Annotated in this window: 19 protein-coding genes; 18 read left to right on the top strand and 1 reads right to left on the bottom strand. The window is 69.4% G+C overall.

Going from position 1 to position 21148, the window contains the following annotated elements:
- Positions 1 to 94 precede the first annotated feature (94 nt).
- The 8 genes from alaS to aroB all read left to right on the top strand — a co-directional run bounded on the left by alaS (position 95) and on the right by aroB (position 9219).
- On the top strand, positions 95 to 2770 hold the full coding sequence (gene alaS, locus BLU62_RS08140; RefSeq protein WP_074849056.1) for an alanine--tRNA ligase: 2676 nt from the start codon (positions 95 to 97) through the stop codon (positions 2768 to 2770).
- Entirely contained in the window at positions 2770 to 3219 is a 450-nt protein-coding gene (gene ruvX / locus BLU62_RS08135; protein ID WP_074849055.1) for a Holliday junction resolvase RuvX, read from the top strand. Before alaS ends, ruvX begins: the two co-directional genes overlap by 1 nt.
- Positions 3206 to 4972 (top strand): endolytic transglycosylase MltG, encoded by a 1767-nt coding sequence (locus BLU62_RS08130; RefSeq protein ID WP_074849054.1) that lies wholly within the window; start codon positions 3206 to 3208, stop codon positions 4970 to 4972. Before ruvX ends, BLU62_RS08130 begins: the two co-directional genes overlap by 14 nt.
- The gene (locus BLU62_RS08125; protein WP_074852764.1) at positions 4969 to 5823 is read left to right on the top strand and encodes a shikimate dehydrogenase; all 855 of its coding nucleotides are present in this window, start codon (positions 4969 to 4971) and stop codon (positions 5821 to 5823) included. The genes BLU62_RS08130 and BLU62_RS08125 overlap by 4 nt, the downstream gene beginning before the upstream one ends.
- Before the next feature lie 69 nt (positions 5824 to 5892).
- A complete protein-coding gene (locus tag BLU62_RS08120) occupies positions 5893 to 6300 on the top strand; it encodes a prepilin peptidase (protein ID WP_074849053.1) in 408 nt (135 codons plus the stop codon).
- 42 nt (positions 6301 to 6342) lie between these two features.
- Positions 6343 to 7551, top strand: a complete 1209-nt coding sequence (aroC, locus tag BLU62_RS08115; protein WP_074849052.1) for a chorismate synthase — start codon at positions 6343 to 6345, stop codon at positions 7549 to 7551.
- Positions 7548 to 8090 (top strand): shikimate kinase, encoded by a 543-nt coding sequence (locus tag BLU62_RS08110; RefSeq protein ID WP_074849051.1) that lies wholly within the window; start codon positions 7548 to 7550, stop codon positions 8088 to 8090. Before aroC ends, BLU62_RS08110 begins: the two co-directional genes overlap by 4 nt.
- Before the next feature lie 16 nt (positions 8091 to 8106).
- Positions 8107 to 9219 (top strand): 3-dehydroquinate synthase, encoded by a 1113-nt coding sequence (gene aroB, locus BLU62_RS08105; protein WP_074849050.1) that lies wholly within the window; start codon positions 8107 to 8109, stop codon positions 9217 to 9219.
- Positions 9220 to 9289: 70 nt separating this feature from the next.
- Here aroB and BLU62_RS08100 read toward each other — a convergent pair whose 3' ends face one another.
- The gene (locus tag BLU62_RS08100) at positions 9290 to 9781 is read right to left on the bottom strand and encodes a B-4DMT family transporter (RefSeq protein WP_074849049.1); all 492 of its coding nucleotides are present in this window, start codon (positions 9779 to 9781) and stop codon (positions 9290 to 9292) included.
- A 108-nt stretch (positions 9782 to 9889) separates the two neighbouring features.
- On the opposite strand from BLU62_RS08100, the gene BLU62_RS08095 reads away from it, so the two are divergent.
- From BLU62_RS08095 to pyrF, 10 genes are all read left to right on the top strand, one after another.
- A complete protein-coding gene (locus BLU62_RS08095) occupies positions 9890 to 11008 on the top strand; it encodes a M24 family metallopeptidase (RefSeq protein WP_074849048.1) in 1119 nt (372 codons plus the stop codon).
- 21 nt (positions 11009 to 11029) lie between these two features.
- Positions 11030 to 11593 carry an elongation factor P gene (gene efp, locus BLU62_RS08090; protein ID WP_074849047.1) on the top strand — a complete coding sequence of 188 codons (564 nt, stop codon included), beginning with the start codon at positions 11030 to 11032 and terminating at the stop codon, positions 11591 to 11593.
- A gap of 3 nt (positions 11594 to 11596) precedes the next feature.
- On the top strand, positions 11597 to 12085 hold the full coding sequence (gene nusB, locus BLU62_RS08085) for a transcription antitermination factor NusB (RefSeq protein WP_074849046.1): 489 nt from the start codon (positions 11597 to 11599) through the stop codon (positions 12083 to 12085).
- 156 nt (positions 12086 to 12241) lie between these two features.
- A complete protein-coding gene (gene pyrR, locus BLU62_RS08080; protein ID WP_074849045.1) occupies positions 12242 to 12826 on the top strand; it encodes a bifunctional pyr operon transcriptional regulator/uracil phosphoribosyltransferase PyrR in 585 nt (194 codons plus the stop codon).
- Entirely contained in the window at positions 12826 to 13776 is a 951-nt protein-coding gene (locus BLU62_RS08075) for an aspartate carbamoyltransferase catalytic subunit (protein ID WP_074849044.1), read from the top strand. Before pyrR ends, BLU62_RS08075 begins: the two co-directional genes overlap by 1 nt.
- A gap of 40 nt (positions 13777 to 13816) precedes the next feature.
- Positions 13817 to 15163 (top strand): dihydroorotase, encoded by a 1347-nt coding sequence (locus tag BLU62_RS08070; protein ID WP_074849043.1) that lies wholly within the window; start codon positions 13817 to 13819, stop codon positions 15161 to 15163.
- Complete coding sequence (locus BLU62_RS08065) at positions 15160 to 15774, top strand: PH-like domain-containing protein (RefSeq protein WP_074849042.1); 615 nt, start codon at positions 15160 to 15162, stop codon at positions 15772 to 15774. The genes BLU62_RS08070 and BLU62_RS08065 overlap by 4 nt, the downstream gene beginning before the upstream one ends.
- On the top strand, positions 15771 to 16940 hold the full coding sequence (gene carA / locus BLU62_RS08060) for a glutamine-hydrolyzing carbamoyl-phosphate synthase small subunit (protein WP_074849041.1): 1170 nt from the start codon (positions 15771 to 15773) through the stop codon (positions 16938 to 16940). Before BLU62_RS08065 ends, carA begins: the two co-directional genes overlap by 4 nt.
- Positions 16940 to 20275, top strand: a complete 3336-nt coding sequence (gene carB, locus BLU62_RS08055; RefSeq protein ID WP_074849040.1) for a carbamoyl-phosphate synthase large subunit — start codon at positions 16940 to 16942, stop codon at positions 20273 to 20275. Before carA ends, carB begins: the two co-directional genes overlap by 1 nt.
- Entirely contained in the window at positions 20272 to 21117 is an 846-nt protein-coding gene (pyrF, locus tag BLU62_RS08050; RefSeq protein WP_074849039.1) for an orotidine-5'-phosphate decarboxylase, read from the top strand. Before carB ends, pyrF begins: the two co-directional genes overlap by 4 nt.
- Positions 21118 to 21148 lie beyond the last annotated feature (31 nt).

Raw genomic sequence — 21148 nt, 5'->3', positions numbered from 1 at the left:
CAGATGCCGGGATGGAAGTCCCGGGACCGGTTCCACGACGCGCCGACGGTACTCTGGGATGTCGCGACAACCAACGGCGAGGACAAGACCAACAGTGCAGACGCATGACATCCGGAAGCGTTTTCTGGACCACTTCATCAAGGCCGGCCACACCGAGGTGCCCAGCGCCTCGCTGCTGCTCGACGACCCCAACCTGCTGTTCGTCAACGCCGGCATGGTTCCGTTCAAGCCCTACTTCCTCGGCGAGCAGACCCCGCCGTACTCCCGCGCGACCAGCGTGCAGAAGTGTGTCCGCACCCTCGACATCGACGAGGTCGGCATCACCACCCGCCACAACACCTTCTTCCAGATGGCGGGCAACTTCTCCTTCGGCGACTACTTCAAGCGCGAGGCCATCAGCTTCGCCTGGACGCTCCTGACCAACAGCGTCGAAGACGGCGGCTACGGCATCGACCCGCAGAAGCTGTGGCCCACCGTCTATCTCGACGACGACGAGGCCGAGGCCATCTGGCGTGACGAGATCGGTGTCCCCGCCGAGCGCATCCAGCGTCGCGGACTGAAGGACAACTACTGGTCGATGGGTGTCCCCGGACCGTGTGGTCCGTGTTCGGAGATCTTCTACGACCGCGGCCCCGAATACGGCATCGAGGGCGGCCCGGAGGCCGACGAGGACCGCTACATCGAGATCTGGAATCTCGTGTTCATGCAGAACGTCCGCGGTCCGGGCGGCGGCAAGGACAACTACGAGATCCTCGGACCTCTGCCCAAGAAGAACATCGACACCGGCATGGGCGTCGAGCGTGTCGCCTGCATCCTGCAGGGTGTCGACAACGTCTACGAGACCGACCTGCTCAAGCCGATCATCGATCTGGCCGCCGAGCTGACCGGTCGCGCCTACGGCGCCGGTTCGCACGCCGACGACGTGCGCTTCCGCGTGATCGCCGACCACGCCCGCACCTCGGCGCTGCTGATCGGCGACGGCGTGCTGCCCGGCAACGACGGCCGCGGCTACGTGCTCCGACGCCTCCTGCGCCGCGTCGTGCGGTCGATGCGACTGCTCGGCGCGGGCGACAACCAGGCGACGATGGGCACGATCATCAACAAGGTCATCGATCTGATGGCCCCGTCGTACCCCGAACTCGAGACCCAGCGCACCCACATCGTGGGCGTCGCGGTGGGGGAGGAGACCTCCTTCGCCAAGACCCTCGCCGCCGGATCGAAGCTGTTCGCCGACGCCGCCACCGCGACCAAGAAGTCCGCGAGCACCACGATCACCGGTGCCGACGCGTTCACCCTGCACGACACCTACGGCTTCCCTATCGACCTCACCCTCGAGATGGCCGCCGAGGCCGGCCTGCAGGTCGACCAGGAGGGCTTCACCGCCCTGATGGCCGAGCAGAAGCAGCGCGCCAAGGCCGACGCCACCGCACGCAAGACCGGGCACGCCGACCTGAGCGTGTACCGCGACTTCCTCGACCGCGGACCCACCGAGTTCACCGGCTTCGACGAACTCGTTTCCGAGGCCCGCGTACTCGGCCTGGTCGCCGACGGCGCACGCGTGCCGGCGGCGACGGCCGGGCAGGAACTCACCCTCGTGCTCGACCGCACCCCGCTCTACGCCGAGTCGGGCGGCCAGATGGCCGACATCGGCACCATCACCACCGGTTCCGGTGTGCGCCTGTCGGTCACCGACGTGCAGAAGCTCGGAAAGTCGGTGTGGCTGCACAAGGTTCGGGTGGACGAGGGCGAGATCGAGGAGGGCGACGAGGTCCTCGCCGCCGTCGACACCGCGTGGCGTCACGGCGCGACGCAGGGCCACTCGGGCACCCACATGGTGCACGCCGCACTGCGCGAGGTGCTCGGACCCGGTGCGACACAGGCCGGTTCGCTCAACCGTCCCGGCTACCTGCGTTTCGACTTCAACGCGAGCGGCCCGGTCACCGAGGCGCAGCGTCGCGAGATCGAGGAGATCTCGAACGCGGCCGTCGAGGCCAACTACCAGGTCAACACCTTCGAGACCGGACTCGACGAGGCCAAGGCGATGGGCGCGATGGCGCTCTTCGGCGAGAACTACGGCGACGTCGTGCGCGTCGTCGAGATCGGCGGTCCGTTCTCGATGGAACTCTGCGGCGGCACGCACGTCGTGTCGTCGTCGCAGATCGGTCCGATCACCCTGATCGGCGAGTCATCCGTCGGTTCCGGTGTGCGCCGCGTCGAGGCCTACGTCGGCATGGACTCGTTCCGCTTTCTGTCCAAGGAGCGCGCGCTGCTCGCCGGTCTGGCGTCCTCGCTGAAGGTGCCCTCCGAGGAGGTGCCCGGCCGCGTCGAACAGCTCGTCACCAAACTGCGTGACGCCGAGAAGGAACTCGCGCGGGTGCGAGCCGAACAGGCCCAGGCGGCCGTCTCGGGACTCCTCGACACCGCGACCACCGTCGGCGCCACGCTCGTCGTCGAGGGTCAGGTCCCCGGCCTCGACGCCAACGGACTGCGTTCGGTCGTCACCGATCTGCGTGGCCGGGTCGCCGACCGCCAGGCCGTCATCGCCCTCTTCTCGCCGAACGGCGAGGGGCCGGATGCCAAGGTGCCGTTCGTGATCGCCACGACCGCCGCGGCCCGTGACGCCGGCATCAAGGCCGGTGATCTGGTCAAGGAGGTGGCGCCGCTCGTCGGTGGACGTGGCGGTGGCAAGCCCGATCTGGCCCAGGGCTCGGGAACCGAACCCGGTGGCGTCGGCGCCGCCCTGTCGCGTATTCGTGAGTTCGTCGGCTGATGCCGTCTGACCAAGGTCCGCCGCGCCGACGCGGTCGCCTTCTCGGGATCGACGTCGGGAGTGTCCGGATCGGTGTGGCGGTGTGCGATCCCGACGGGATCCTCGCCACACCGGTGGAAACGGTCCGTCGAACACCTTCGGCCACAACCGATCTGGATCGGATCGTGGACCTGGTGAACGAGTATGAGGCGATCGGTGTGGTCATCGGTCTGCCGAAGACGCTGAAGAACACCACCGGGGTCGCCGCGGAGACCGCGCGCGACTTCGGTGACCGCCTCGCCGAGCGCATCGCGCCGGCCGAGGTGCATTGGCAGGACGAACGATTCACCACCGTGACCGCGCAGCAGGCGCTGCACGCGAGCGGACGGACGGTGAAGTCGTCACGAGGTGTCATCGATCAGGCGGCCGCGGTCGCTATCCTTCAGGGATGGCTGGATGCGCGACGGTGAGTCCGATGATCCCTCGACAGAATCGGGAGGGGAGCCGGCGGTGACCGAAGAACGGCGTCGCACGCGACACCGGGACAACCATGGGCACCGTGCCGACGGCATGGATCCGGAGCGTCTGCGGTACTTCACGCAGCCGGCCGAGGGATCGTCGAGCACACGGCACCGCCGCCGGCGTGCGGATCAGGCGGAGCCGCAGCCCGGTACCCCGACCCCGCCGCTCCGGGGTGGCCAGGCCGACCCGAACCGGCGCGCGACGCCCGTCCGGATCCCGCCGGGCGGACAGCCCCCGCAACCGCCGAGGGCGCAGCCGGCGGCTCCGCCGCCACCGGTCGCACCTCGGCGACCCGTGCCCCCGCCTCCTCCGGCCCCGACTCCGCCGCCGACGTCTCCGCACAGCGCGGCCGACCTCGAGCCCGAGTACCTCGAACCCCGGTACGACGAGCGCGAATTCAGCGACGTCGAGGTCGAGGAGCCCGCGTACACCGAGCCCGTGCCGGTCGCCCCGCGCGGACACCGTGGTCGCGACGAGGACGACTGGTGGCCCGGGGCCGACGACGCCGAGCCGTCATCGGAACCGCGCCGCCCGCGTCGCCGACGCACCGGCGCGAACCGGAAGAAGCGCCGTGTGGTCCTGGCGCTCGCCGTCGTGTTCATGCTCGCCCTCGTCGGCGGCGTCGGATACTACGGTCTGCGTGCCACCGGAGTGCTGGAGTCGCGCAAGGACTACGCCAACACGGCGGGCGTGAGCGACGTCATCGTCGACATCCCCGAGAACTCGACCCTCGCCGACTTCGGCAACATCCTGGTCGATGCCGACGTGGTCGGTAGCGTGCGTGCTTTCATCGACGCCGCGGACGGCCAGCCGATCTCCGGTGGGCTCTACAAGATGCGGACGCAGATCCCGGCGACGACCGCCGTCGAGATGCTCACCGACGAGAGCGCCCAGCATCGCGTCGGACGAGTGGTCATCCCGCCGGGTCTCCAGCTCGACTCCAAGACCGGCGTCGACGGCAAGATCACACCGGGCATCTTCCAGCTGATCCAGAACGCCACGTCGACCGAGGTCAACGGTCAGCCCGAAGGCGTCACCGTGGCGCAGCTGGAGGAGGCTGCCGCCACGGCGACCCCCGAGGATCTCGGGGTACCCGAGTGGGCCAAGGAGAACGTGGCGTCGATGACCGGCGACCACCGTCGCATCGAGGGCCTCATCGCGCCCACCACCTGGGAGCGTGTGGAACCCGATCACACCGCTGTGCAGATCCTGAACGAGATGATCTCCAAGAGCGGCGTGATGTTCGATCAGTGGGGTCTGGTGGACAACAACAAGTCCGGACTCGCGCCGTACGAGACCCTGGTCGCGGCGTCGATCGTCGAACGCGAGGTGCGGCACGTCGAGGACGCGCCGAAGGTCGCCCGCGTCATCCGCAACCGTCTGGACGAGGACCAGCGGCTGGAGATGGACTCGACGCAGAACTACACCGCCGCGGTCACCAACATCGACGTGCACGGTGAGGCGTACAAGGCCGACAACGAGTGGAACACCTACCGCTACAAGGGTCTTCCGCCGACCCCGATCGCGGCTGTCGGTGTCCCGGCACTCGAGGCGATGCTCGATCCCGCACCGGGTTCGTGGTTGTACTTCGTGACCGTCGACACCGCGGGAACCACGTTGTTCGCGAACACCTTCGAGGAACACAAGCGCAACCGCGAGGTCGCCTGCCGGAACAAGCTCGTGTCGACGGGATGCGCGTGAGCCGCTCGCCCTACGGTGACCACCGTCGGGCGGCCGTCCTCGGTTCGCCGATCGGCCATTCGCGTTCACCCGCAGTGCATCTCGCCGCGTATCGCGCCCTGGGGCTCGACGGCTGGACCTACGACCGGATCGAGTGCACCGCCGACCGCCTGCCCGGGATCGTGTCCGACGCGGCGCCCGAGTTCGTCGGGTTCTCGGTGACCATGCCCAACAAGCTGGCCGCCCTGGACTTCGCCACCGAGCGCACGGAACGCGCCACGCTGGTCGGATCGGCCAACACGCTGGTGCGCATCGACGGCGGCTGGCGCGCGGACTGCACCGACATCGACGGCATGACCGGCGCGCTGACCGAGCTGGGCGTCGACACCGACATCGCGGCGGGAGCAGCTCCCCAGGCGGTCGTGATCGGCGCCGGCGGGACGGCGCTGCCGACCGTCATGGCCCTCGCCGAGGTCGGCGTCGCGACGATCTCGATCGTCGCGCGCGACGCCGGCCGCGCCGCAGCGGTCCTGGAGCTGTGCGAACGCCTGGATCTCGACGGCGGGTTCGTGTCGTTCGACGCCGGTGCCGAACTCGAACGTCGTTGTCACGACGCGTCGGTCGTCGTGTCGACGGTGCCCGCACCGGCCGCCGAGACCATCGCGCCGGCCATCGCCCATGCGCGCCGGGTCGTCGACGTGATCTACGACCCCTGGCCGACGCCACTGGCACAGACCGTGTCGGCGGCCGGCGGCACGGTCGTCGGGGGACTGGTCATGCTGCTGAACCAGGCGTTCCGTCAGGTCGAGCTGTTCACCGGACTCCCGGCACCCCGCGAGGCGATGACGAAGGCGCTCATCCCCGACGCCTGACGCTGTGGAGATCCCGCAGGCTGTGGAGATCTCACCGGCAGGCCGCTCGCGACCCACGATGCTCGGCACATGGTCGAGCTCGCGATCCTGCTGTGGCTGCTCATGATCGCCGTCACCGACGCACGCACGCGGCGCATCCCCAACGCGATGGTCTGGCCCGGACTCTGGGCGGTGGGCGTCACCGCGATCACGGAACCGGCAGTGGGACTCGCCGCGCTGGTCGCCGTCAGCCCGTATCTGCTGACCTTCCTCGCCGGCTGGTGCGGCGGCGGTGACGTCAAACTGGCGTTCGCCTGCGGGGGACTCGCGCTGCGGTGGGACGCGGCGCTGGTCACGGTGGGTCTCGCCGCTCTGCTCTCCCTGGTGGCGGTCTCGGTCGTGGCGATCACGGTGGACGGCCGGAAAGCGCCGCAGCGGGGGCAGGCCCACGCCCCGGCCCTCGTCGGCGCGCTGATCGTCGTGACCGATCTGCCCTGAACCGGCCCGCCCCACGACCGCTGTCAGGGAGTTGTGGGGCACATGGAACAATTGATCACTGTGCTGCGCTGGATAACTGCCGGAGAATCCCACGGACCCGCATTGGTCGCCCTCGTCGAGGGCATGGTCGCCGGGGTCGAGGTGACCTCGTCGGACATCGCCGAACAGCTCGCCCGCCGTCGCCTCGGTTACGGCCGCGGCGCGCGGATGAAGTTCGAGGCCGACAAGGTCACCGTGATCGGTGGCGTCCGCCACGGTCTCACGATGGGTGGCCCGGTGGCCATCGAGATCGGCAACACCGAGTGGCCGAAGTGGGAGACCGTGATGGCGGCCGACCCGGTCGATGCCGCGGAACTCGAGGGCAGCGCCCGCAACGCGCCGCTGACCCGTCCCCGTCCCGGTCACGCCGACTACTCGGGGATGCTCAAGTACGGCTTCGACGACGCGCGCCCGGTGCTCGAACGCGCCAGCGCCCGTGAGACCGCGGCCCGGGTCGCGGCCGGCACCGTCGCACGCAACTTCCTGCGCCAGGTCTTCGGCATCGAGGTCATCTCGCACGTGATCTCGATCGGCGCGAGCGATCCCTACGTGGGCCCGTCGCCGACCATCGGCGATCTCGAGGCCATCGACGCCAGCCCGGTCCGCGCCTTCGACGCCGACGCCGAGAAGTCGATGATCGACGAGATCGAGGCCGCCAAGAAGGACGGCGACACCCTCGGCGGCGTCGTCGAGATCGTCGCGACCGGCGTGCCCGTCGGCCTCGGCTCACACGTCAGCGGCGAGACCCGCCTCGACGCGCGGCTGGCCGCCGCGCTGATGGGCATCCAGGCCATCAAGGGTGTCGAGGTCGGCGACGGCTTCACCACCGCCCGCCGCCGCGGCAGCGAGGCCCACGATGAGATGGTGCCCGGACCCGACGGCGTCCTGCGGTCGACCAACCGTGCGGGCGGACTCGAGGGCGGCATGACCAACGGCGAGGATCTGCGCGTCCGGATCGCGATGAAGCCGATCTCGACGGTGCCGCGCGCCCTGTCGACCGTCGACATGGAGACGGGGGAGACCGCGAGCGCGATCCATCAGCGCTCGGACGTGTGTGCGGTGCCCGCGGCCGGCGTGGTCGCCGAGGCGATGGTCGCGCTCGTCGTGGCCCAGGCCGCCCTGGACAAGTTCGGCGGCGACTCGGTCGCCGAGACCTCCGCCAACCTCGGCGCCTACCTGACTGCCGTCCACGCGCGCCCGCCGCGCCCATGACACAGACGCCGACCCCCACGCGGGCGACCACGGGCCGACGCCCCGCCGCCGTGCTGATCGGCTTCATGGGTGCGGGTAAGTCGACCGTCGGGCGTCTGCTCGCCGACCGGCTCGGCGTCGACTTCATCGACACCGACATCGAGCTGATCCGCCGGACCGGCCGCAGCATCCCCGAGATCTTCTCCTCCGACGGCGTCGACGCGTTCCGCACGATCGAGGAGAACGTCGTCACCGACGTGCTCGACAACCACGGCGGGGTGGTGTCGCTCGGCGGCGGCGCGGTCACCACGCCCGGTGTTCGCGACGCGCTGGCCGGTCAGCGCGTGGTGTACCTGCGTGTCAGTCCCGAACGCGGTTACGAGCGGGTCTCCGGCACCGACCGGCCGCTGCTCGCCACCGAGGATCCGGCCGCCCGCTATGCCGAACTGCTCGCCGAGCGCACCGGCATCTACTCGTCGGTCTGCACCATCGAGGTGGACGCCGACGCCGCACCCGACGCCGTCGCCGATGCCATCGTCACCGAACTCGCCGCGAACTGATGTGAGGACTCCACTCATGACCGAACCCGAACCCGTAGCGATCCGCGTCAACGCCGGTGCGCCCTATGACGTGACGATCGGCCGTGGGCTGCTCGGCGAGGTCGCCGAGGCCGCCGCGGGCGCCGACCGTATCGCCATCCTGTACCAGCCGCCGCTCAACCAGACCGCCGAGCAGATCCGGGCGTTCTTGGCGGACAAGGGTTTCGACGCCCACCGCATCGAGATCCCGGATGCCGAGGCCGGCAAGGACCTGTCCGTCGCGGCCTTCTGCTGGGAGGTCTTCGGCCGGATCGGTCTCAAGCGCAACGACAAGGTCATCAGCCTCGGCGGCGGTGCCGCCACCGATCTCTCCGGGTTCGTCGCCGCCACCTGGATGCGCGGCATCGGCGTCATCCACGTCCCGACCACGCTGCTGGCCATGGTCGACGCCGCGGTGGGCGGCAAGACCGGCATCAACACCGAGGCCGGTAAGAACCTCGTCGGCTCGTTCCACGAGCCCGACGCGGTCCTGATCGACATCGGCACGCTCGAGACGGTGCCCCGCAACGAGATCGTCGCCGGACTCGCCGAGGTCATCAAGACCGGTTTCATCGCCGACCCGACCATCCTCGACATCATCGAGGCCGATCCGGAGGCCGCCCTCGACCCGACCGGTCCGGTCCTGCCGGAACTGATCCGCCGGTCGGTGCAGGTGAAGGCCGACGTCGTGTCGGCCGACCTGAAGGAATCCTCGCTGCGCGAGATCCTCAACTACGGCCACACCCTGGGGCACGCGATCGAGCGGCGTGAGCGCTACCGCTGGCGTCACGGCGCCGCGGTGTCGGTGGGCCTGGTGTTCGCCGCCGAACTGGCGCGCCTGGCCGGGCGACTCGACGACGCGACCGCCGACCGCCACCGGTCGGTGCTGGAACTCGTCGGCCTGCCGACCACCTACGACCCCGACGCCTTCGCCGACCTGCTCGAGGGCATGGCGGGGGACAAGAAGAACCGGTCGGGTGTGCTGCGGTTCGTCGTGCTCGACGGACTGGCCAAGCCGGGACGGCTCGAGGGACCCGACCCGGGTCTCATCGCAGCCGCCTACTCGGCGGTCGCCGGTGGAGCGGGCAAGAGCACGTCGGTCCTGCTCTAGGCGCCACACAGTCAGAGACGGACGAACCCCACGACCTCGAGGCCGTGGGGTTCGTCCGTTTGTCGGAGGGCTACTGCGCGGTCGCGTCGGCGTGACGATCCTCGTGGACCGACCAGTCGTCCTCGGCGGCACCCTTGTTCTGCTCGCGGCGGACCAGCCAGCGTCCTATGGCCGCGCCGACGAAGGCCGGGACGAACACCAGCAGCGCGGTGAACGAGGCGCCGGCGATCAGCTCGACGAACAGCCCGGCCTGGCCGATTCCGGCGAGTACCGTGTTGCCGAGGATCCAGGAGATCAGCCCGGCGGCGACCCCGGCCAGGACGCCGGCCTTGAGCCAGCGCACGGTGAGGTCCTCGTAGTCGTCCGGATCAGGGTTGGCGCGGGCATCGCGGATACCGTCGAAACCGCCCCAGACCAGGGCGATCAGGACCACCGCAGCGATGGCGACGGTCCGCCACACGGTGGAGTTCAGCGGGGCCTCGACCACCGCCACACCGAGCAGGATTCGGGCGAGGACGTGAACTGCGGTCATGGACAGACCGCGCACCAACCACGAAGACATGCGCGTCATACTACGCATCGCTGCCGTGATTGCGGACACACCTGGTCGATGTGGCCGGCTCCGCGTGCCGGTTCGCACAGTCGGACATCCCGCCGTAGCGTTGCTCGGGTGCCGATCATCCACGACACAGCCGGTCGCCGAGACCGGCTGCGCGACCACTTACGCGCCCGCTCGGGTGCCGACGAGCAGGTGGCGGCGTTCGTCGTCTCCGACCTCGTCAACGTCCGCTACCTGACGGGCTTCACGGGTTCCAACGCGGCGGTCCTCATCGACGCGTCCGACCCGGCGGGCGACCGGATCGCCACCGACGGGCGCTACGTCACCCAGGTCGCCGCGCAGGTCCCCGACGTCCGGGCCGTCATCGAACGCGCCTGTGTCCCGGCCCTGGTGGCGCACGCGCAGACCGCGGGCGCCACGCGCATCGGCTTCGAGGCCGACGCCGAGACCGTCGCCGGCCACCGCGCGCTGGCCGCATCGATCGAGGACTCCGGCGTCGAGCTCGTCGGGCTCACCGGCGTGGTGCAGGAATTGCGGACGGTCAAGGACGCGGGCGAGATCGCGCTGCTGCGGGCCGCCTGCGCGATCGGTGACGCCGCGCTCGCCCAGATCATCGCCGACGGTGTCCTGCGTGCCGGCACCACCGAACGCGAGGCCGCCCGTGCGCTGGAGTTCGCGATGTACCGGCTCGGCGCCGACGGCATCGCGTTCGAGACCATCGTGGCCGCGGGAGCGCACTCGGCGATCCCGCATCACCGGCCCACGCACACCGCGCTGGCCGACGGCGACCTCGTCAAGATCGACTTCGGCGCTGTCGTGGGCGGGTACCACTCGGACATGACCCGCACCTTCGTGCTGGGCCGCGCCGCGGACTGGCAGCGCGACATCTACGACCTCGTCGCGACCGCACAGGCGGCCGGACGGGCCGCACTGACCCCGGGCGCCGACCTGCGGGAGGTGGACGCCGCGGCGCGCGACGTCATCGACGACGCGGGGCACGGCGAGCACTACGTGCACGGACTCGGCCACGGTGTGGGCCTCGAGATCCACGAAGCGCCGGGAATCGGCAAACTCGCGGCGGGTACACTCCCATGCGGTGCTGCGGTCACCGTGGAGCCCGGTGTCTACCTACCCGGATGGGGTGGGGTCAGGATCGAGGACACCCTGGTCGTCACAGCAGGCGACCCGGAACTGTTGACCACCACCGACAAGACATTCACCGTCATCTGACTGCAAGGGAAGAAACACCACATGGCGACCACCGCCGATTTCAAGAACGGCCTCGTGCTGCGCATGGACGACCAGCTCTGGCAGATCCAGGAGTTCCAGCACGTCAAGCCGGGCAAGGGCCCCGCGTTCGTGCGCACCAAGATCAAGAACGTGCTCAGCGGCAAGACCGTCGACAAGACGTTCAACGCCGGCGTCAAGGTCGAGACCGCGACCGTCGACCGCCGGGACATGACCTTCCTGTACAACGACGGCACCGACTACGTCTTCATGGACGCGGAGGACTACGAGCAGTTCTCCCTGCCGCCGGCCGTCGTCGGCGACGGCGCGCGCTTCCTGCTGGAGAACATGCGGGTCCAGGTGTCGCTCAACGAGGGCAACCCCCTCTTCGTCGAGCTGCCCGTCACCGTCGAGCTGATCGTCGCCCAGACCGACCCGGGTCTGCAGGGCGACCGTTCCACCGGTGGCACCAAGCCCGCCACGCTGGAGACCGGTGCCGAGATCCAGGTCCCGCTGTTCATCAACACCGGCGACAAGCTCAAGGTCGACTCGCGGGACGGCAGCTACCTCGGCCGCGTCAACTCCTGACCTGTGAAACAACCCGGAACCCGACACAAGGCGCGGCGGCGCGCGGTCGACCTTCTCTTCGAAGCCGAAGCCAAGAAGGTCAGCCCCGCGCAGCTGGTCGCCGAACGCCGCGAATACGTCCGCAGCGATGAGAGCGTCGGCTCGATCCACGACTACACCGACACGGTGATCACGGGTCTGGCCGCCGACCAGGACCAGATCGACGCGGTCATCTCCTCCCATCTGCGGGAGTGGACGCTCGAGCGTCTGCCCGCCGTCGACCGCGCCATCATGCGCCTGGCGACCTGGGAGCTGTTCAACTCGCTCGACGTCGACACCATCGTGGTGGTCGACGAGGCGGTGGAGCTCGCCAAGGAGCTGTCCACCGACGATTCGCCGGCCTTCGTCAACGGCGTGCTCGCCAAGATCGCCGAGCTCGCCCCGCAGGTCCGCGCCGCCGCGTCCGCCGAACCCAGCAGCGGACCGGCCACCGGCGATTCCGCCGCGGACTGACGCGGTGCTCTTCTCCGGCCTCGCCCGGAGTGACGCGATGCGTCGAGAATGTGGCGCAGGTCGCGGGAATTCGTCTGTCTCGCGACGCGGTGTAATGTGTCGCGAGACAGACATCCTTTAACGATCCGTCCTGCGAGGCGGAGAAGGAGGTCGGCTTTGGCCAGCCCCGCCCCCAGGGTGCTGCTCGATGCCGCTGACGTGTCGCGCACGATTGCTCGTGTCGCACACCAGGTGATCGAGAAGACAGCTCTGGACTCGCCCGACGCCCCGCGCGTCGTTCTCATCGGAATCCCCACTCGCGGAACATCTCTCGCGACACGTCTGGGTTCCAAGATCGGTGAGTTCGCCGGAGTCGAGGTGCCCGTCGGCTATCTCGACATCACCCTCTACCGCGACGATCTGCGCGGCAAGCCGCATCGCCCGCTCGAACGGACCATGGTCCCGGCCGGCGGCGTCGACGGCGCGATCGTGATCCTCGTCGACGACGTGCTCTACTCCGGACGCACGGTCCGCGCCGCCCTCGACGCGCTGCGCGACCTGGGCCGCCCCGCCGCGGTTCAGCTCGCGGTGCTGGTGGATCGCGGTCATCGCGAACTCCCGCTGCGCGCGGACTATGTCGGCAAGAACATCCCGACGGCTCGCGACGAGCAGGTCTCGGTGCATCTCACCGAACACGACGGAGTCGACGAGGTGGTCCTGAGTTCGGCCGCCGATACCGTTGCCGCCGAGGGTGATTCGTGATGCGGCACCTGCTCTCCACGCAGGACCTCAGCCGGGACGAGGCCACCGCACTCCTCGACGATGCCGAGCGTTTCGAACAGGCACTCACCGGCCGCGAGGTCCGCAAGCTCCCGACGCTGCGCGGCCGGACCGTCATGACGGTGTTCTACGAGAACTCGACCCGCACCCGCGTCTCCTTCGAGGTCGCCGGCAAATGGATGAGCGCCGACGTCATCAACGTCAGCGCCTCGAGTTCCTCTGTGGGCAAAGGCGAATCGCTCCGCGACACGGTCAAGACCCTGCACGCCGCGGGTGCCGACGCCCTGATCGTCCGCCACCCCGCGTCGGGTGCGCCCGCCCAGATCGCCGACTGGACCACCGATTCCGACGGTGAGGGTCCGGCGATCATCAATGCCGGTGACGGCACGCACGAACATCCCACGCAGGCGCTCCTCGACGCGCTCACGCTGCGTCAGCGGCTCGGCTCGCTCGACGGGCGTCGCATCGCGATCGTCGGCGACGTCGTGCACTCGCGGGTCGCCCGGTCGAACGCACACCTGCTGTCGACCCTCGGTGCCGAGGTCGTCCTCGTCGCCCCGCCGACCCTGCTCCCGGCGGGTGTGGGGGAGTGGCCGGTCACCGTCTCGAACAGCCTCGACGCCGAGCTGCCCGCGGTCGACGCGGTCATGATGCTGCGGGTCCAGGCCGAGCGGATGAACGGCGGCTTCTTCCCGAGCGCCCGCGAGTACTCGGTCCGCTACGGACTCAACGACCGCCGCCTCGCGATGCTCGCCGACGACGCGGTGATCCTGCATCCGGGCCCGATGCTGCGCGGCATGGAGATCGGATGGTCCGTCGCCGATTCGCCCAAGGCCACCGTCCTCGAACAGGTGCGCAACGGCGTCCACGTGCGCATGGCGGTCCTCTTCCGGCTACTCGTCGGCTCCGATTCCGCGGGAGCCCAGCTGTGACAACGAGTACGCCGACCCCCAGCACGACAGGAGTTCGCAAGTGACCGCCCCGGCAACCGGAACCGTCCTGATCGGCGAGGTACGTCCCTACGGCGAGGGCGAGCCGGTCGATGTCCTCGTCGTCGACGGCGTCATCACCGAGATCGGCACGGGACTCTCGGCACCCGAAGACGCCGAGCGCATCCAGGGCAACGGCGGCGTGCTGCTGCCCGGTTTCGTCGACCTCCACACGCACCTGCGCGAACCCGGCCGTGAGGACACCGAGACCATCCGGTCCGGGTCCGAGGCCGCCGCGCTCGGCGGTTACACCGCGGTGTTCGCGATGGCCAACACCAGCCCGGTCGCCGACAACTCGACCGTCACCGACAACGTGTGGCGCTCCGGCCGCGAGGTCGGGCTCGTCGACGTGTACCCGGTTGGTGCGGTCACCGTCGGACTCGAGGGCCGCCAGCTCGCCGAGATGGGCATGATGAACGCCGGCGCCGCGGGCGTCCGGATGTTCAGCGACGACGGCAAGTGCGTCTCCGACCCACTGCTCATGCGCCGCGCCCTGGAGTACGCGACCGGACTGGGTGTGCTCATCGCCCAGCACGCCGAGGAACCGCGCCTGACCGTCGGCGCCGTCGCCAACGAGGGCCCCACCGCGTCGCGGCTCGGGCTCGCCGGCTGGCCGCGCGCCGCCGAGGAGTCGATCGTCATCCGCGACGCGCTGCTCGCGCGTGACGCCGGCGCCCGCATCCACATCTGCCACGCGTCGACCGAGGGCACCGTCGAACTGCTGCGCTGGGCCAAGGACCAGGGGATCGCGATCACCGCCGAGGTGACCCCGCACCACCTGCTCCTCGACGACAGCAGGTTGGCCGGCGCCGGGAGCGAAGCGAGCGGGCCTCCATGTGCACCGTATGACCCGGTCAACAAGGTCAATCCGCCGCTGCGGGAGGTACGTGACAAGGAAGCCCTGCGCCGGGCCCTCGCTGATGGGATCGTCGACTGTGTGGCCACCGACCATGCGCCGCACGCCGCGCAGGAGAAGTGCTGCGAGTTCGCCCAGGCGAAGCCGGGCATGCTCGGGCTGCAGACCGCGCTCCCGATCGTCGTCGAGACCCTGGTGAAGCCCGGGCTCCTCGATTGGCGAGGCGTCGCGCGGGTCATGAGCGAACGGCCGGCGCAGATCGTCGAACTGACCGATCAGGGCCGCCCGATCGAGGTCGGCGAACCCGCCAACCTCACGGTCGTCGACCCGGACACCTCGTGGGTGGTCCGCGGAGACGAGCTGGCCAGCCTGTCGCGCAACACCCCGTTCGAGGAGATGACGATGCCGGCGACCATCACCGCCACCGTCCTGCGCGGGGTGGTCACCACACGCGAGGGCCAGGTGACCCGATGAACATCCGGCGCGGCATCCTCCCCGGCATCCTCGTGGTCGTCGTGGTCGCCTCGGTGATCGGCACCCTGCTCGGCTACGGGCGAGTGGTGTTCAACGCGTGGTTCATCGGCGTGTGCGTGCTCATCGTGCTCGGCCTGCTGTCGATGTTCTACCTGCTGATCACGGGCAACAAGAAGAAGCAGACGGCACAGGCCGAACTCATCGGCGAACTGCCCGCCGTCCCGGCCGATCCCGGGGCGGAACGACGCGGCCCCGACACCGGCCTCTACCTCGGTTCCACGATGGCGCCGAGCTGGCAGAACCGCGTGGTCGTCGGTGACATCTCCGACCGCGCGTCGGCGTCGATCGCCGAGTTCGCGGCGGGAGTCCTCATCTCCCGTCAGGGCGCGAGCGACATCTGGATTCCGCGTGAGTCGATCACCGCGGTCCGCACCGAACGCGGCATCGCGGGCAAGGTGATGAGCGCCGACGGCGTCCTGGTGATCCGGTGGGTCCTGCCCAGCGGCACCGAGATCGACTCGGGAATCCGCGCCGACGACAAATCGATCTATCCCGGCTGGGTGAACGCCTTTGCCGGGCAGCATGACAGTGAACAGGGGACACAGGAATGAACGCAGCGGTCTTGGTGCTGGAGAACGGCCAGGTGTTCACCGGCCGGAGCTTCGGCGCAGTGGGCGAGACCCTCGGTGAAGCGGTGTTCTGCACCGCGATGACCGGCTACCAGGAAACCCTGACCGACCCGAGTTACCACCGGCAGATCGTCGTGGCCACCGCGCCGCAGATCGGCAACACCGGCTGGAACACCGAGGACGGCGAGAGCACCGGCAGCGCGGGCAGCACCGGGGTCGACGGCGACTCCGGCAAGATCTGGGTGGCCGGGTACGCGGTGCGCAACCCCACGCGACGCGTCTCGAACTGGCGCGCGACCACCTCGCTCGAGGACGAACTCGTCGAGCAGGGCATCGTCGGCATCGGCGGGATCGACACCCGCACCGTGGTCCGCGTCCTCCGCGACCACGGCTCGATGAAGGCCGGCATCTTCTCCGGACCGGCGCTCGCCGACACCGACGAACTCGTCGGCCGGGTCCGCAACCAGCCGGACATGAAGGGTGCGCGCCTCGCCGACGAGGTCACCACCACCGACGGCTACGTCGTCGAGCCCGTCGATCAGCACCGGTTCACCGTCGCGGCCATCGACCTCGGGATCAAGACCAACACCCCGCGCATGTTCGCCGAGCGCGGCGTCCGCACGCATGTGCTGCCGGCAACCATCGCCCTCGACGCCATCGCCGACCTCAAGCCCGACGGCGTCTTCCTGTCCAACGGCCCGGGCGACCCGGCGACCGCCGACGACATCGTCGAGTTCACGCGCGGTGTCCTGGGGCAGAACCTGCCGCTGTTCGGCATCTGCTTCGGCAACCAGATCCTGGGCCGCGCTCTCGGGCGCGGCACCTACAAGATGAAGTTCGGGCACCGGGGTATCAACATCCCGGTCGTCGACCACGCCACCGGCAAGGTCTCGATCACCGCGCAGAACCACGGCTTCGCACTCGAGGGCGAGGCGGGGGAGGAGTTCGACTCCGACTTCGGCCGCGCCCGGGTCAGCCACGTCTGCGCCAACGACGGCACCGTGGAGGGCGTCGAGCTCCTCTCCGGCCGCGCCTTCTCCGTGCAGTACCACCCGGAGGCGGCCGCCGGTCCCCACGACGCCGCGTATCTGTTCGACAAATTCGTCACCCTGCTCGAGGGCGACCGTGCGCAAGGAGTGAAGGCCTGATGCCGCGCCGCGAAGACATCAACCACGTCCTGGTCATCGGTTCCGGACCGATCGTCATCGGCCAGGCCTGTGAATTCGACTACTCGGGCACCCAGGCCTGCCGCGTGCTCAAGGCCGAGGGCCTGCGCGTCAGCCTGGTGAACTCCAACCCGGCGACGATCATGACCGACCCGGAGTTCGCCGATGCCACCTACATCGAGCCGATCACGGCCGAGTTCGTGGAGAAGGTCATCGAGGCCGAGCGCGACGCCGGTCATCCCATCGACGCCGTGCTCGCCACCTTGGGTGGTCAGACGGCGCTGAACACCGCAGTCGCGCTTCATGATCGGGGCTCACTGGAGAAGTACGACATCGAGCTGATCGGTGCCGACTTCGACGCCATCCAGCGCGGCGAGGACCGCCAGATGTTCAAGGACATCGTCGCCAAGGTCGGCGGCGAGAGCGCCCGCTCGGCGGTCTGCCACAACATGGACGAAGTCCGGGCGACCGTGGCCGAGCTCGGCTACCCGGTGGTCGTGCGTCCGTCGTTCACCATGGGTGGCCTCGGCTCCGGTATGGCATACGACGAGGACGACCTCAACCGCATCGCCGGTGGTGGCCTGGCCGCGTCGCCGACCGCCAACGTCCTCATCGAGGAGTCGATCCTCGGTTGGAAGGAATACGAGCTCGAGCTGATGCGCGACAACCGCGACAACGTGGTGGTCGTCTGCTCGATCGAGAACCTCGACCCGGTCGGTGTGCACACCGGCGACTCGGTGACCGTCGCCCCGGCGATGACGCTCACTGACCGCGAGTACCAGATCATGCGCGATCTCTCGATCGACATCCTGCGTGAGGTCGGCGTCGACACCGGCGGCTGCAACATCCAGTTCGCCCAGGACCCGCGCGACGGCCGCCTCGTCGTCATCGAGATGAACCCGCGTGTGTCGCGGTCGTCGGCGCTGGCGTCGAAGGCCACCGGTTTCCCGATCGCCAAGATCGCCGCGAAGCTCGCGATCGGCTACAGCCTCGACGAGATCGTCAACGACATCACCAAGGAGACCCCGGCCTGTTTCGAGCCGACGCTCGACTACGTCGTGGTCAAGGCCCCGCGGTTCGCGTTCGAGAAGTTCCCGGGCGCCGACGACACGCTGACCACCACGATGAAGTCGGTCGGCGAGGCCATGAGTCTGGGCCGCAGCTTCGCCGAGGCGCTCGGCAAGGTCATGCGCTCGCTGGAGACCAAGGCCGGCGGCTTCTGGGTGGAGCCCAACCGGCCCGACCCGAAGACCGTCAATCTGCCGGCGCTGCTCGAGGAGATCAAGACGCCGAAGGACGGGCGTCTGTACAAGCTGATGCTGGCCTTCGACGCCGGTGCCACGATCGAGGACCTCTACGAGGCCACCGCCATCGACCCGTGGTTCCTGGCCGAGATCGGCGGCATCGCCGCGCTCGGTGCGGAGCTCCGCGACGCCGACACCCTCGACGAGGCCCTGCTGCGCGAGGCGAAGTCGAACGGTTTCTCCGACCGTCAGATCGCTGCTCTCCGACCCGAGTTCGAGGACGAGGCGGCCGTGCGCGCGCATCGTCTGTCGCTCGGTGTGCGCCCGGTCTACAAGACCGTCGACACCTGTGCGGCCGAGTTCGAGGCGAAGACCCCGTACCACTACTCGACCTATGAGCTCGATCCGGCGGCGACCAGCGAGATCGCCCCGCAGCCCGATCGTCCCAAGGTGCTGATCCTCGGTTCGGGCCCCAACCGCATCGGTCAGGGCATCGAGTTCGACTACTCGTGCGTCCACGCCGCCCTCACCCTGACCGAGGCCGGCTACGAGACCGTGATGGTCAACTGCAACCCGGAGACGGTCTCGACCGACTACGACACCGCAGATCGCCTGTACTTCGAGCCGCTCACCTTCGAGGACGTGCTCGAGGTCTACTACGCCGAATCCCAGTCGGGCACCGTCGCCGGTGTCATCGTGCAGCTCGGCGGCCAGACGCCACTGGGCCTGGCACGCCGGCTCGAAGAAGCCGGAGTGCCGATCGTCGGTACCAGCCCGGCCGCCATCGACCTCGCCGAGGATCGCGGCGAGTTCGGCAAGGTCCTCACCGAGGCCGGACTGCCCGCCCCGGCGTTCGGCACCGCGACCAGCTTCGCCGAGGCCCGCGACACCGCCGCTCGCATCGGCTACCCGGTGCTCGTGCGTCCGTCGTACGTCCTGGGCGGCCGCGGCATGGAGATCGTCTACGACGAGAAGTCCTTGGAGGACTACATCTCTCGTGCCACCGAACTGACTCCCGACCACCCGGTCCTCGTCGACCGCTTCCTCGAGGACGCGGTGGAGATCGACGTCGACGCACTGTGCGACGGCGACGAGGTCTACATCGGTGGCGTGATGGAGCACATCGAGGAGGCCGGTATCCACTCCGGTGACTCGGCGTGTGCGCTGCCGCCGGTCACGCTCGGCCGCGCCGACCTGGAGATGGTCCGCACCTCCACCGAGGCGCTCGCCAAGGGCATCGGCGTGAAGGGTCTGCTCAACGTCCAGTACGCACTCAAGGACGACGTCCTCTATGTGCTGGAAGCGAATCCGCGCGCGAGCCGCACGGTGCCGTTCGTCTCCAAGGCGACCGCGGTGCCGCTGGCCAAGGCCTGTGCCCGCGTCATGCTCGGCTCGTCGATCGCCGATCTGCGCAAGCAGGGCATCCTGCCGGAGACCGGCGACGGCGGCGAGGCGCCTGCGTCCGCACCGATCTCGGTGAAGGAAGCGGTGCTGCCGTTCAACCGGTTCCGCCGCGAGGACGGCAGCGGGGTCGACAACCTGCTGAGCCCGGAGATGAAGTCCACCGGTGAGGTCATGGGCATCGACGCCGACTTCGGTCGCGCCTTCGCCAAGTCGCAGACCGCCGCCTACGGATCGCTGCCCACCAGCGGCAAGATCTTCGTGTCGGTGGCCAACAAGGACAAGCGGGCGCTGATCTTCCCGGTCAAGCACCTCGCCGACCTCGGTTTCGAGATCCTGGCCACCGAGGGCACCGCGGATGTGCTGCGCCGCAACGGGATCAAGTGTGAGACCGTGCTCAAGCACTTCGAGGCCGCCGAGGGGCAGCGGACCGTCGTGGACATCATCCGCGCGGGTGAGGTAACCATGGTGATCAACACCCCGTACGGCAACTCGGGCCCGCGTGTCGACGGCTACGAGATCCGCAGTGCCGCAGTGTCGGTCAACATCCCGTGCATCACCACGGTGCAGGGTGCCAGCGCCGCGGTCCAGGGCATCGAGGCCGCCATCAACGGCGACGTCGCGGTGCGCTCCATCCAGCGACGCCACGCGGACATGGCCGGCCTCTCATGACCGAAGCGTCCGGCTTCGGCGCCCGCTACCGGCAGGTGACGGCCGAACGCGGACGCCTGTGTGCGGGTATCGATCCGCACGCCGCGCTGCTGACCGACTGGGGTCTGGAGGTGTCCGTCGACGGGTTGTCGCGCTTCGCCGACATCTGCGTCGAGGCGCTGGCCCCGTCGGCGGCGGTGATCAAACCCCAGGTCGCCTTCTTCGAGCCGTTCGGCGCCGCGGGCTTCGCGGTGCTCGAACGGGTCATCGCGGGATGCCGCGAGGCGGGTGCCCTGGTGATCGCCGACGCCAAGCGCGGTGACATCGGCTCGACCATGTCGGCGTACGCGCAGGCCTGGCTGGGCGACGCCTCGCCGCTGTGCGCCGACTCGGTGACCGCCTCGCCGTACCTCGGCTACGAGTCGCTGCGTCCTGCACTGGACCTGGCGCGTGCGGGGGAGCGCGGCGTCTTCGTCCTGGCCCGCACGTCGAACCCGGAGGGCGGCGACGTCCAGACGGCCCTGACGAAGAAGACACCGACGGGGGAGCGGACGGTCGCGCAGTCGATCGTCGACGCAGCTGCCGCCGAGAACGCCGACGGCACCGCCACCGTGGGTCTCGTCGTGGGTGCGACCCGCGAGCACGGACTGGACCTGGCCGGACTGAACGGGCCGATCCTGGCTCCGGGCCTGGGCGCTCAGGGGGCGACGGCCCAGGACCTGAAGGTGGTCTTCGACGGTGCCGATCCCGCGTGGGTGCTGCCGGCGAGCTCGCGTGGTGTTCTCCGCGCCGGTCCCGACGTCGCCGCGCTGCGCGACGCGTTCGTGCAGGCGCGCGACGAGGTCGAGGCGGCGCTGGGCTGACCTGACGCCCTCAGGGCGTGTCGGGAAGTTC

The organism is Gordonia westfalica, assembly GCF_900105725.1.
In the GTDB taxonomy this organism is placed as follows: domain Bacteria; phylum Actinomycetota; class Actinomycetes; order Mycobacteriales; family Mycobacteriaceae; genus Gordonia; species Gordonia westfalica.
The sequence above is the reverse complement of the archived record's forward strand: the minus strand, read 5'-3'. Positions and strand labels throughout refer to the sequence as shown.